Source organism: Shewanella sp. MF05956, assembly GCF_059758055.1.
Window position 1 is genome coordinate 370,101 of the sequence record NZ_JCAYNV010000002.1, and the last position, 12,308, is coordinate 382,408.

A 12,308-nucleotide genomic window follows, 5' to 3' on the forward strand; every position below is an offset into this window, starting at 1 on the left:
ATCCCTCAGCCATGAACGACAAAGGGATTGGTTATAAGCGTATTAAAACTAAATGCGGTTTGCTTATAGTGACATTAAAAATGCCAGCAGTTGCGTGCGTTCATCTTTGCTTAACGTCATAAAGTCGTCGGTTGATTGCAGTGCCTCTCCGCCATGCCACAAAATAGCTTCTTCTAGCGTTGCGGCACGGCCATCGTGTAAAAAACCGGCTTGTGAATTCACGGTTTGAGTCAGCCCTATTCCCCATAAAGGCCGGGTACGCCATTCATTTCCGTCGGCTAAAAAGTCAGGTCGACCATCGGCAAGCCCCTCACCCATGTCGTGCAATAACATGTCGCTAAACGGATAAATAGTTTGGCCTTTTAAGCTTTCACTCATTGGTAAACCGCCAATATCACCGGCTGTTTTGGTGGTAAATGACGGTATATGGCATCCGGTGCAATTAAGTTTTTCAAATAATCGTGCACCTTCACGCACCTGAGTATCATCAACATTACGCCTTGCTGGTACTGCGAGGGTTTCTGCATAAAACACTACCGAATCACTAAACTCTGCGCTGGCTTCTGGTTCACCATTAATGTCTTCTCCGGTATCAACAAAACCGGTACGGGTTAAATAAGAATCATGTAAACGTGTGCCAAGGATACTTTCCTGAGGAAACAATGGATTAGTTATACCGATATCACCACGTAAAGCCCCTAAGGATTGTACTCGAACACTAGGCGTATTAGCTTTCCAGCCGAAACGCCCAAGAGATACAGGATAGTTATCTCCTTGTTGCGCTTTAACCGCATCAAACACCCAATTAGCTCGACCAGAAATACCATCATTGTTGCTGTCGTCAGCATCTACATTTGCCAAAATAGTCGCCTCAGGGATAGCCTCAAGCAACCCTAAACCAAATACTGGCATACCATTACGCCAGCCCATTAACACATCATCTTGCAATAAGTTGGATGTGACATTGGCACTGAGTTTGGTTTCACCTGGGGCATCATAAGGATTTTCGACATCAAAAATCGGTTTTTTCAGATTAATCACAGTCCCGTCAACATAGATAACATCATGGCGTTCGTAAGATAAATACACATCTGCTTGGCCAACAAAGGCATTGTTTTGCCAATCGGGTCGCGCTTTTAGTACACCACGATGAAATAGCTGATCGCCAAAATCAGGCACTTTGATGGGCGCACAATATTGATTGTCTGCCGTACCTTCTGTACACGTTTGTGCTGGAACCTTACTGATCCGTAAAAAGATCCCTGCGGCAGAATCTAACTTAACTCGGTTTTGATCCGCGGCTAAAAAAGGGGTGGAGTTTCGGCCGTCACGTTGATGGCATGAATTGCAGTCTGCGTTATTAAATACCGGACCCAAGCCATCTTGATCTGGATGTTCACTATTAGGAGCAGTGGTAAATGACACCTCAAAATTAGCATCCCCCTCCAAATGCAACGCTAATTCATCGGCAGTTAAGTTTAACGATGGAGTAGAAAATCCGTGCCCTGAATTGCTGGCATCAAAGGTTGTGGTGTCACCACCTAATGCAATAACGGCGGTGTAAGCAGGATAACTGACTGTGGACACCGTCGGTTCAGTATTGTCATCACCACTGCCACCACAGGCGGTTAATACTAGCCCCATCAAAGCTAGCAACAGATAAGATTGTTGCGAAAATTTGTTCATTTATGTCTCACCAATTCACTCAAAATGTATCACGGCTACTCTTTTATTGTATTTTTTAAGCGTTCACTGATGTGTTTGACCTACATCACTACGATGTAGGTCAAACAACAAATGCTTATGAATTCCACTCAGATAACAGCGGTAGCACATCAGACTCTAAAGAGCTTTGTAATGTGCTTAACGCATCAACAGCCGTTTGCACTCGAGCACGTCCTGTTTCATCTAAAATAGCTTGGCGAAATGGCATGTCTGTGCTGCCAGAAATCGCTTGAATGCTAATAATGGCATCGTCAATCTCACTCGCTACACGTGTTGATAACGCAGGATCGGCAGCCGCGACAAAGTCAATAACACCGGTTTTATCAGTAGAACCGATAAATTCACCTTGGTACACGTTACGTACACCTATAATGTTGTCTGCAAAGTCGGTGAGTGAGTTCCAAGAATACTGAGATTCAACTTTAGAGGTATCGGCAGTCGCTAAAGACTCGCCAAATGGATCGGCAATTTTGCCGTTACCGACCTCATCAACAATGCCAATCATGCCGTTAATGAGCTCTTCAATGACAGAGAGTTGTGATGAGTAAATGGCATTGTTAACATCGCCAGGGGTTTTAAGTAACTCGGCATAAGGTAGGGCATTTGTATCTTGTGGGTTGTAGCTCACTTGCCATGCATCATCAAGCTGCACCGCATAGTCACGAAACACTTCTGCTAACGCAATTAAATACTCACGCTCACTGGTTGTAAGATCTGCAATTAGCTTGGTATTGCTGTCAACACCATTACCAAATAACAAGTATTCCATGGTGTGAAAGCCTTGAACATCATCGTTCCAGGCTTTAATGGTTTCGGCATCAAAACCACTATTATTATCTAGCTGAGTCTGAAGGTCTGTGGTGTTTAAAGGCCAACTGTCTAAATGTGGATCGATACTTAAAGAATCTACAGGGCCAAAAATATGCGATTCACCTTGCTCCCATGGCTCACGTGCAGATTTCCATGCATTCTGTGCAGCCACGAGATCCGCTTGAGTTGCCGACGCACTTAGCAAAGCTTGTGTCGCTAATAATAATGCATCACCTTCAGCGGCTAAATTGGCATAACCGGCCACAATAACATCATCGGTCAAATTGGTGATCATTTCTGTAGCGGCAAAACTAAAGCCCGTTGTCGGTTCCACTGGTGTTTCGGTACTTGAATCATCAGAACCTGAACCACCACATGCAGATAAAGTCGTGATTAAAGCCAATGTTATTGCTGTGTGTTTAAAGCGCATAATAAAACTCCATGTAAAAAAATTAAAACAAATAAATTAATTTATAGCGAGAATTGATATCCCACACCCAAAGCAAAAAAGTGAGTGTCTGGAATACTGGCAACAGCCACTTGGTGAACACCACCTTCGGCTTTAATCACAATCTCTGGGATAGGGGAATAGTTAACACCTACACTGCTCCAGGTGTTTTCATAACGTTTAGTTGCGGTGCCCGATTCAACGGCCATGAGTGGGTTGGAATAATCAACATTGGCAAAAATAGTCATCGGAAGATCAAACCATTCGTCAAGCTTTACACCTGCCTCAACAAAGAACGACTGTGACTCTGAACCCAATTGGGCAAAGTTACCCGGTTGTAAGCCTGGCGTGGTTTTATTGGCTAGAGTGATCGCATCGGCGTTCTCTAACGTGCCATATAAATATTGACCGCGAAGTATCCAGGGGCCTTCAACAAATGCACCCGCAACAGAAACAATGCTTAGCGCACCATCAACATCTAACTTATTACTTTTATGTCGATTACCACTGGTATTGCCATAGTAATAAGCCACACCAACAGCACTGCCGGTTTTAAAGTTGCCGTAATCAAGACGTCCGGCAAACGCTAGGTCATCAGTATTGACTTCCTCAAAGCGTTTTTGGTGACCAGATGCCACCCAATCATAGGTGCGGAAATACTCCGAATTTAAGCCACTCACGATTTGGGCTTGATAATGAAAATCTGAAATTTCACCATAAACACCAATACCATTTTCGTTCCAAACGGTTGGCATCATTGCAGCCTCACTCTTATGGCGCTGCACGGTTAAATATTGGTTCGGCTTGTGTAAAATGCTTGATAGGCCAATTGGCAAATGAATATTACCGAATTTCACCCCAAATGCTTGGCTTGGACGATAGCGAATTTCCGCTTTTTCAACGAGCACTTCGCCGCCCGCCTCAACTTCGGACTCAAACTCGCCAAACTCATCAAAACCGTCATATTCTAATGCTGTACCTGTGCCACCATGCTCATACTCAATTTCAACTTCCATGCTCCAGTCATCACTAAATTGATAACCAAACTCGGTGACAATACGTTCAAGATCTGTTCGGTTACGTCGCTCACCTGACGTATCTTGAACGTTATCGAAATACTCATCACTGGTGTAATTCGCGGTACCATAAGATTTGAAGCTAAAACGACTTAAGCGATCATCGGCTTTACTGACATGATCTGAAACTAGATTAACTTGCTTAACGACTTCAACATTATTTTGCTGCTGTTGTTTTTGCTCAGCAGCGAGTAGGGCCAATTGCTGTTTAAGTAACGTAATTTCAGCTTCTTGCTTGGCTATCGCTTTAGCTAACGCCTCAGGATCTGTTGCGGCTTGTGCATTAGTCATTAAACCTAATATGCCCGCGACAGAGACAGTCAGTAAGGTTAACTTTTGATTCATTTATCTCTCCAACAAAACGCACAATGCGCTAACAATCACGAAAAACTTCACACAACAATATACGAATTGATAACCATTCGCATTAAAATTTACATTTGCGTTTACTTTGTAAAGATTATTATAGACTCAGTATCACTGTTTATTATTTCGTCTAATTATATTTTTGATATGATGATTAAGTGTGAAACGTGAGGCTGCGAGAGTCTGGATTATCGCGATTGAATAACAGATCTATTGGGTTGGAAATGAGATAAATATAAGGCATAGTAAAATTCTTCATCAGGTTTTACATTACATTGATATGCCATCGATAAATTCACTTTAAACAGTGCTTTTATTAGATTTTGTTAACATCATATTTAGAAAATTTTTAGGATAACTATGGCTGATACAGATGTAATCGATGTACCGGATGATCAAAACCAAGTATCGGCGCGAAAAAAAGCCTTGTTACTCGGGCGCGTAATAGGTTTAGCCAGCGAAGATGATTATCGTCCATCATCGGCATCAGTAGCGGAACGTGCAGATCATCGTCAGCGCAAGCAGCTCAGCCAACATCAAACTAATCTTGAAAGCATATTTGCATTAGCACTCAATTACACTCCGTCCGATGTCACAGGCGTCGAGCTAGATCCTGACTGGCGTTATCAATTTTTTCAAATGGCTGAGCAAATTCATAACCGTAAAATGCAAGATTTATGGGCGCGGATTTTAGCCAGTGAAATCGTCAATCCTGGTAATTTTAGTTTGCGCACCTTGGCGGTGCTAAAACAACTGACATTGCGGGAAGCGCAAATATTTGAAAAAGCACTAGGCATGTCGGTAAAAATTAACGCCGAACCTAGATTCAAGTTATTTAGTGGTTATCGCCTTAACGGTGGGCTTAATCAATACTTTAGAAAGCACAGCCATACCAACTTTGGTTTGTCTCAGTTTGGCTTACCTTATTCGAATATTTTAACTTTAGTTGATGCGGGGATTTTACATAAAAGCGAGTTTGAAACCGGTTTACTAAACCGCAATGAAGATATCCAATTAGCCTTGTGCCATGCCAATATCAGCTTAAAACCCAAAAGTCAGCATTTACTGTTTACTTATTATCGATTTACTACTGTGGGTGATGAACTTTGCCAGTTAATTCAAGCTAAAAATGATCTTGAATTTATTAATGCTATTAAAGTGATGTTAGCTAAAGACTTTACCATTAACGGTTAATATCTTCATAAAGATGAGCGTATTGAGCTTTGTGTTGGTTAAATAAAAACTGTCTGAGCATTAGGCGAGATTCACCTTCCGCGCTAATTTTAGCCGCCATTACCCCATTTTCAGTTCTAACAGGTTCAAACTCCATCTCAACATGGGTGCCATTAGGTAATATAAGCTGAGTAAGACGCGGGGTTTTGGTGTCGAGCTCTTGCGGGACTTTGATGGTGATTCCAGAACTGGATAAAGACAACACCTCAACAAATTTAGCCGTTTGCCTGTCAATAACTCGTACATCTTTTAAGTTATCCATGCGCCAGCTTCTCTCACCACCTCGCATATCGATAACTTCTGGTGTGCCAAGCTCTGGCGTAAACTGACCTAATTCATCTTGCTTTAGTTGCAGTGGAAACCACAAACGGTAATAGCTTATTTCAGCCAATAGTGTGAGCTTTGCATTTCCCAAAATATGCGACAGTACCTGCGGGATTTCAGTGGCCACACTGAGTGAATGTCTAGAAAAAGCATTATCTTCGGAATCGGCAGATGACTTTGGCGAAAATACATCGCTAAAGTACGCTAACTCTTCATTAGATAAAGTAGACATAAATAATCCTATACAAAAATCTTACCAATTGTTTATTATTCTAACACCTTAGTATGATGCTGAACAAACTTTGCTCAATAACTTTACCCGTATTTACTGTGTAACGAGTTTGTTTGTTTTTTATACGCATTAAAAAGGCGAATCGAGTTCGCCTTTTTCATCTTGCCAATATGTGATTAATTATCGGCTTCGATTCTCAAGGCTTTCTTAAACGCTTCATGAGTCAATAATTGTTGATAATACTTAGCAATATTAGGGTATTTTTCAAACTCGCCATTTTGACCGACTAATTCGGCAATAAACGACATCATGATGTCGGCACCGCTGAGATTATCGCCAACAAGATAACGTTTGCCTTCTAATCGGTCATTTACATAGCTGATGACTTTTGCGGTTTCTGCATCAGCATATTGGCCAATAAAACGGGTATCGGTCCCTTCCATTTTGACAAAAATTTTCAATAATAATGGTAAGGCTGCAGAACTCTCAGCAAAGTGCATCCATTGCAGGTAATCGATGTAATCAGCACTGCCAACCTTAGGCATAAGCTTATCTGCACCGTAGGTTTGAATAAGGTATTCGGTGATCGCTCCCGATTCTGCAATGGTAAACTCACTGGTTTCTAATACTGGTGATTTGCCTAACGGATGGATTTTTTTCAGTGCTGCTGGCGCTAAAAAAGTAGTCGCGTCGCGCTGGTAAGCCACTAATTCATACTCAACGCCCAGCTCTTCAAGTAACCAAATAATGCGTTTTGAACGTGATTTGTTTAAGTGATGTAGTTTAATCATTAAGCCATCCTTTTCAATTTGTTAAACAATAAGCCCCATGATCAATCACAGGGCTTATCATTACTTCAGCGTAAACGAGCCAAGCTGAAGTCAATTAATATTAACTCAATAGTGCTAACATTTTTTCAGCAACCAACTCTGATGATGCAGGGTTTTGCCCAGTAATCAATTTACCGTCTACAACCGCATACGGGTGCCAATCTTCACCTTTTGAGTATGTGGCACCATTTTGCTGCAGCATGTCTTCCACTAAAAACGGTACAACGTTAGTTAATTGTACGGCTTCTTCTTCACCGTTGGTAAAGCCAGTAACATTTTTACCTGCCACTAATGGCGAACCATCTGGCTTTTTAGGGTATTTCAGTACGCCTGGAGCATGACAAACTAGGCCTAATAATTTGTCTGTTTTATAACACGCTTCAATCAACGCAATTGAGTCTTTGTCGTTGGTTAAATCCCACAACGGGCCATGACCACCTGGGTAAAACACGGCGTCATATTCTGCAACGTTAATTGACGCTAGCTTATGAGTATTGGCTAACAATGCCTGAGCTTGCTCATCGGCAGTAAAACGGCGAGTAGAGTCTGTTTGAAAATCTTCTTTATCGCTCGTTGGGTCTAATGGTGGTAACCCCCCTTTTGGTGAAGCTAAAACAATCTCAACACCTTTATCGATAAAAGCGTAATAAGGTGCGGCAAGTTCTTCTAGCCAAAAACCGGTTTTATGACCCGTGTCGCCAAGTTCGTCGTGCGACGTTAATACCATTAATACTTTCATGTTAAACCCTTAATTTATTAAAAATCATCTGTGTGAACATTGAACATAATCGTTAAAGCGGATCGTTCACCTTAATCACAAGCTTGCCAAAGTTTTCACCTTTTAGCAGGCCAATAAAGGCCGATGGCATCTTGTCGAGACCGTCTACAACCTGTTCACGGTATTGTATTTTTCCGTCGTTAAGCCATTGCCCCATGTCTTGCGCAAACTCAGGGTAGCGATGACCATAATCGTCAAAAATAATAAAGCCCTGCATTTTAATGCGCTTAACTAATAAGGTGCCCATTAACAGTGATAAACGATCTGGGCCTGCTGGTAATGATGTGGCGTTATATTGTGAAATCAAACCACACACAGGCACTCGAGCACCGGTATTTAACAGCGGCATCACAGCGTCAAACACTTTACCGCCCACATTTTCAAAATACACATCGATGCCGTTATCACACACTGCCGCTAACTGTTGTTCAAAATCAGCCGCTTTGTGGTCAATACACGCATCAAACCCAAGCGTGTTTACCGCAAAGTCGCACTTGTCAGTACCACCTGCAATACCTACCACTTTACAGCCTTTAAGCTTAGCGATTTGTCCTACCGTAGCCCCAACAGGGCCGGTTGCCGCGGCAACAACAACGGTTTCACCCGCTTTAGGCGCGCCAATATCTAATAAACCCATATAAGCAGTAAAACCAGGCATGCCCATAATGCCCAACGCATAAGAAGGGTTACTTGGATTCTGGCCTAAGTTCATTAAGCCTTCGCCATTAGACACACTATAATCTTGCCAACCGCCATAGGCTAATACCCAATCACCGACTTGATAATCAGCATGATTTGATACCTCAACTTGCGCAACACAAGCTCCGACCATAACATCATTAATCGCTACTGGCTCGGCGTATGATTTAGCATCATTCATCCGTCCACGCATATAAGGATCAAGTGATAAATATACCGCGCGCAGTAATACCTCTCCTGCACCGGCAAGCGGTTTGCTAACGGTTTCGAGCTTAAAATTACTGGCGACGGGTTCACCCTGAGGGCGACTTGCTAATACAATACGGCGATTTTGACTGTTCATCGTGCATCCTTCATCTTTGTTGAACCATAAATGGTATAAAAAACCAACAAGGCTTTGTTGTATATGCAAGTATGCTGTTATAATTCAATACTGTGCCAAAACAGCCAGGCCATGTTGTACGTTTATTTTCTATGGATTGATCACATCACTGTGAGCAATCATTTTGCTAAATCGAGTACCCGATAATGACTAAACTCACACCGATAAAACTCGATAATCAATTGTGCTTCTCGGTTTACTCAACCTCGTTGGCCATTATCCAACTGTATAAACCACTACTTGAGTCGATTGGGCTGACGTACACCCAATACCTCATTATGCTGATCATGTGGGAACAGGACGGATTAAGCTTAAAAAATGTTGCCTCTCGTTTAGGCCAACAATCTGGGGCGCTCACACCTGTTATTAAACGTCTTGAAACCGATGGTTTACTTAAACGTATTCGCGACCCATTAGATGAACGTATGCTGTGCATGCAATTAACCGATAAAGGCCAGCAATTACAATTACAAGCTCAACATGTTCATGACTGCATTATTGAACAATGCGGTATCAACCTCACTGAAATAACAGAGCTTAAAGATCAACTCGATCAATTCAGAATGAAGCTTCCTACTCATATTGACTTTTAAACGGTTAAAAATCGCTACGGCGCTTTAGCGTTGACTATCGCGAATTCTCACACCCCAATCTCAATAAGCACATGATAATCGCAATAACTAATTGCGCACAACTTAAATTAACAAATTTTAAGAATTAATTAAACCCCATTCCAGTTTTAGTTCACCTACCTAAGCAACATTAACGCTATTCCGTCCAACATGTTTAGATGAATATAGCGCTTTATCTGCACGTGCAAACATATCTGCAAACGATCGATCTTTTACTTGTATAGATGCGACCCCAATACTAATTGTGATTCCGGGTAACGCTTCGTCATTAAGCATTGTGGAATGCTTACCTATTTGCTGTGCAAGCCTTAATCGCTCTGCAAGCTTAAACGCCGAATCAATATCGGTATCGGGCAATAAAATCGCAAACTCCTCACCGCCAATCCGCGCTAAAATATCAGCCTCACGGATATGCTCATCGCAAACAGCAGCGACTCGCTTAATCACTTCATCCCCCACTAAGTGGCCATAGGTATCGTTGACGTTTTTGAATAAGTCGATGTCGATAATCATCAGAGATAACGAGTTAAAATAACGCATTGCTCGAGAAAATTCATGTTCGCTAAATGCATTAAATGAGCGACGATTATACAAATCAGTGAGTGGATCGCTATTGGCGAGTTGTTCGAGTTCGGAACGTAAATTGAATTCTTCTGTAATATCTGTCGAAATACCAATTAAGCCAATCAATTTGCCTTTTTTGTCATATAAGGGCTGTTTTACTTCATGGTAAACATTATGAAGGCCATCGGTATCAACCATAATGTCGTCTGCCATTTTTCGTTTGAGCGATAACACTTTATGGTCGTTTCTCAACAAAACATCGGCAACAATGGGTGAAAAATATTGGCTATCGGTTGTGCCCTTTAACTGTTCTTGGCTAATACCGAAATAGTCTAAAGTGAGTTGGTTACCATAAACATAACGGCAATTGACGTCTTTAACGTAGATATATGCGCCAACTTGATTGAGGATTTGTTCGTAGGAATTTAGCAGTTGTTTTTTTGTTTGCGCTTTACGATACACAGCCAAATTGACAAGTATAAGCAAGGCAATAAAGCCTAGTAGTACCATCACTATCAACGCGATATTATCAATCGGCATGAGCATTCCTTAGCATTAATCCACATCCATGTGCTTTACTATTTAATCACAACATCTGCAGTTGTTCTGTTTTGATTTTATAGTAAATAGTACTGTATAAACAGCATTGGCAAGTATGTGAAAACAGTCCGCAAAAATCAAACAAATAATGAACCTAATGAATAAATAATGAATAACTTTCTTCGAAATCACATAAAGTTAAGGCAGTATGCTTATTAAAACGCCGTACTGCCGCAACAACATAGCATCAGCGTTTATAAATAACTCCGGCTTTCATCACAAAAGGCACATCAAGTAACGTAACAATGTGTTTAAGCGGGCTTGCGTTAAGCGCAATGATGTCGGCTTGTTTCCCCACGTCTAATGACCCTAATGAATCAGACATATCAATCAACTTAGCGGCGTTAATGGTCGCGCTTTTTAAAATGTCGCTATTACGCATACCTGCTTGGCTCATTAACAGCGCTTCTTTGGCATTGTCGCCATGATGTGACACGCCGCTGTCGGTGCCATAAGCGATGTTGACTCCAGCTTTATAGGCTACAGTAAAGTTTTTCATCATATCGCCGCCCACTCTTATGGCTTTTGCTTTTATCGCGGGTGACATAAAGTCAGCGCCCGCAGCATTGGCCATTGCCACAACCGTATCGCCTGCTAATAATGTGGGCACTAAATAAGCCCCACTTTGCTTCATCAGTTTAATACTTTCTTTATCGGCGTAACTGCCATGTTCAATGCTGTCAACGCCTGCACGTAATGCTGCATTTATGCCTTGTGCAGCATGAGCATGGCTGGCTACTTTACGCCCTAGAGCATGGGCCGTTTGAATCACTTCGCGTAGTTCATCATCATCCATTTGTTGGCCAGTACCTGTGTTGGTGTCTGATAACACTCCACCTGTAGAGGTAATCTTTATCACATCAGCACCAAATTTAATGGCTCGGCGAGTCGCACGGCGACAATCATACGGGCCGTCACAGACGGTTTTAGAGGTGAATTTGTCGAGTAAATCAGGGCTCATGCCATCTACGTCACCATGGCCACCGGTTACCGAGACGCCGCCCGACGCAATAATCCGCGGCCCATCAACCCACCCTTTGTTAATGCCATCGCGTAGTGCATAAATTTGTTCTGGTTTAGCGCCTAAATCTCGCACGGTAGTAAAGCCGGCTAATAACGTCTTTTTGGCAAAATAAGCACTGCGCATTGCCACATCGGCATCCGACATACGCAATGCTTCGCTGTCATTATTTGGCCCCAGCTCACCTTGTAAGTGCACATGCATGTCCATTAATCCGGGCATCACAAAGCTGTTTTTTAAATCCACAACCTCAATTGTGTCTTGCGATGTGGTGAGCGGCCCTGCGCCATAGCCCTTCTCAATCGAGGTAATGACACCATCGGTAATCACCAACGTACGCTCAGTTAATACCGGCTCACCGGCAAGGGTTAATAATGTGCCAGCATGGATCACTTTTATATCCGCAGCACTGACCTGTGCAGGTATAGCGATAGCGCTCAGCGCGAGTAAAGCAAAGGAATATTTTTTCATTTTATGTTTACCTTATATTAAAGTTTTACACTGACAAAAAGGCTGATATGTTACAAGTGCTGATATGTTACAAGTGCTGATATGTTACAACAATTAACAAACATGGTTCGGTAAAGC

At 42.2% G+C, this 12,308-nt stretch carries 11 protein-coding genes; 2 read left to right on the forward strand and 9 right to left on the reverse strand.

Annotated features, from left to right (window positions below):
- Positions 1 to 63: 63 nt before the first annotated feature.
- The 3 genes from AC19MX_RS03530 to AC19MX_RS03540 all read right to left on the reverse strand — a co-directional run bounded on the left by AC19MX_RS03530 (position 64) and on the right by AC19MX_RS03540 (position 4,404).
- Positions 64 to 1,686, reverse strand: coding sequence for a di-heme oxidoredictase family protein (locus AC19MX_RS03530; RefSeq protein WP_432399167.1), 1,623 nt, complete (start codon positions 1,684 to 1,686; stop codon positions 64 to 66).
- A 115-nt stretch (positions 1,687 to 1,801) separates the two neighbouring features.
- Entirely contained in the window at positions 1,802 to 2,965 is a 1,164-nt protein-coding gene (locus tag AC19MX_RS03535; RefSeq protein WP_432399168.1) for an imelysin family protein, read from the reverse strand.
- 41 nt (positions 2,966 to 3,006) lie between these two features.
- Complete coding sequence (locus AC19MX_RS03540) at positions 3,007 to 4,404, reverse strand: hypothetical protein (RefSeq protein WP_432399169.1); 1,398 nt, start codon at positions 4,402 to 4,404, stop codon at positions 3,007 to 3,009.
- 381 nt (positions 4,405 to 4,785) lie between these two features.
- Between AC19MX_RS03540 and AC19MX_RS03545 the strand changes: the two genes are divergently transcribed.
- The gene (locus AC19MX_RS03545; RefSeq protein ID WP_432399171.1) at positions 4,786 to 5,619 is read left to right on the forward strand and encodes a TIGR03899 family protein; all 834 of its coding nucleotides are present in this window, start codon (positions 4,786 to 4,788) and stop codon (positions 5,617 to 5,619) included.
- On the opposite strand, the gene AC19MX_RS03550 is transcribed toward AC19MX_RS03545, so the two are convergent.
- The 4 genes from AC19MX_RS03550 to curA form a co-directional block, all read right to left on the reverse strand.
- Positions 5,609 to 6,214: a hypothetical protein gene (locus AC19MX_RS03550; RefSeq protein WP_432399172.1), complete on the reverse strand. Its 606-nt coding sequence runs from the start codon at positions 6,212 to 6,214 to the stop codon at positions 5,609 to 5,611. The two genes, AC19MX_RS03545 and AC19MX_RS03550, sit on opposite strands and share 11 nt — an antisense overlap.
- A 176-nt stretch (positions 6,215 to 6,390) precedes the next feature.
- The gene (locus tag AC19MX_RS03555) at positions 6,391 to 7,005 is read right to left on the reverse strand and encodes a glutathione S-transferase family protein (protein ID WP_432399173.1); all 615 of its coding nucleotides are present in this window, start codon (positions 7,003 to 7,005) and stop codon (positions 6,391 to 6,393) included.
- Between the two features lie 100 nt (positions 7,006 to 7,105).
- Positions 7,106 to 7,783: a type 1 glutamine amidotransferase domain-containing protein gene (locus AC19MX_RS03560; RefSeq protein ID WP_160053243.1), complete on the reverse strand. Its 678-nt coding sequence runs from the start codon at positions 7,781 to 7,783 to the stop codon at positions 7,106 to 7,108.
- Between the two features lie 52 nt (positions 7,784 to 7,835).
- Positions 7,836 to 8,864, reverse strand: a complete 1,029-nt coding sequence (curA, locus tag AC19MX_RS03565; RefSeq protein ID WP_498296480.1) for an NADPH-dependent curcumin/dihydrocurcumin reductase — start codon at positions 8,862 to 8,864, stop codon at positions 7,836 to 7,838.
- Positions 8,865 to 9,049: 185 nt separating this feature from the next.
- Between curA and AC19MX_RS03570 the strand changes: the two genes are divergently transcribed.
- Positions 9,050 to 9,496, forward strand: a complete 447-nt coding sequence (locus tag AC19MX_RS03570) for a MarR family winged helix-turn-helix transcriptional regulator (protein WP_432399175.1) — start codon at positions 9,050 to 9,052, stop codon at positions 9,494 to 9,496.
- Between the two features lie 159 nt (positions 9,497 to 9,655).
- On the opposite strand, the gene AC19MX_RS03575 is transcribed toward AC19MX_RS03570, so the two are convergent.
- Positions 9,656 to 10,639: a sensor domain-containing diguanylate cyclase gene (locus AC19MX_RS03575; RefSeq protein ID WP_432399176.1), complete on the reverse strand. Its 984-nt coding sequence runs from the start codon at positions 10,637 to 10,639 to the stop codon at positions 9,656 to 9,658.
- 247 nt (positions 10,640 to 10,886) lie between these two features.
- Positions 10,887 to 12,191, reverse strand: coding sequence for a metal-dependent hydrolase family protein (locus tag AC19MX_RS03580; RefSeq protein WP_432399177.1), 1,305 nt, complete (start codon positions 12,189 to 12,191; stop codon positions 10,887 to 10,889).
- Positions 12,192 to 12,308 lie beyond the last annotated feature (117 nt).

What these genes read in the sequence shown, in the direction of transcription:
- AC19MX_RS03530 (WP_432399167.1), bottom strand. Translation starts at nt 1,686, where the DNA reads ATGAACAAATTTTCGCAACAATCTTATCTGTTGCTAGCTTTGATGGGG.
- AC19MX_RS03535 (WP_432399168.1), bottom strand. Translation starts at nt 2,965, where the DNA reads ATGCGCTTTAAACACACAGCAATAACATTGGCTTTAATCACGACTTTA.
- AC19MX_RS03540 (WP_432399169.1), bottom strand. Translation starts at nt 4,404, where the DNA reads ATGAATCAAAAGTTAACCTTACTGACTGTCTCTGTCGCGGGCATATTA.
- AC19MX_RS03545 (WP_432399171.1), top strand. Translation starts at nt 4,786, where the DNA reads ATGGCTGATACAGATGTAATCGATGTACCGGATGATCAAAACCAAGTA.
- AC19MX_RS03550 (WP_432399172.1), bottom strand. Translation starts at nt 6,214, where the DNA reads ATGTCTACTTTATCTAATGAAGAGTTAGCGTACTTTAGCGATGTATTT.
- AC19MX_RS03555 (WP_432399173.1), bottom strand. Translation starts at nt 7,005, where the DNA reads ATGATTAAACTACATCACTTAAACAAATCACGTTCAAAACGCATTATT.
- AC19MX_RS03560 (WP_160053243.1), bottom strand. Translation starts at nt 7,783, where the DNA reads ATGAAAGTATTAATGGTATTAACGTCGCACGACGAACTTGGCGACACG.
- curA (WP_498296480.1), bottom strand. Translation starts at nt 8,864, where the DNA reads ATGAACAGTCAAAATCGCCGTATTGTATTAGCAAGTCGCCCTCAGGGT.
- AC19MX_RS03570 (WP_432399175.1), top strand. Translation starts at nt 9,050, where the DNA reads ATGACTAAACTCACACCGATAAAACTCGATAATCAATTGTGCTTCTCG.
- AC19MX_RS03575 (WP_432399176.1), bottom strand. Translation starts at nt 10,639, where the DNA reads ATGCCGATTGATAATATCGCGTTGATAGTGATGGTACTACTAGGCTTT.
- AC19MX_RS03580 (WP_432399177.1), bottom strand. Translation starts at nt 12,191, where the DNA reads ATGAAAAAATATTCCTTTGCTTTACTCGCGCTGAGCGCTATCGCTATA.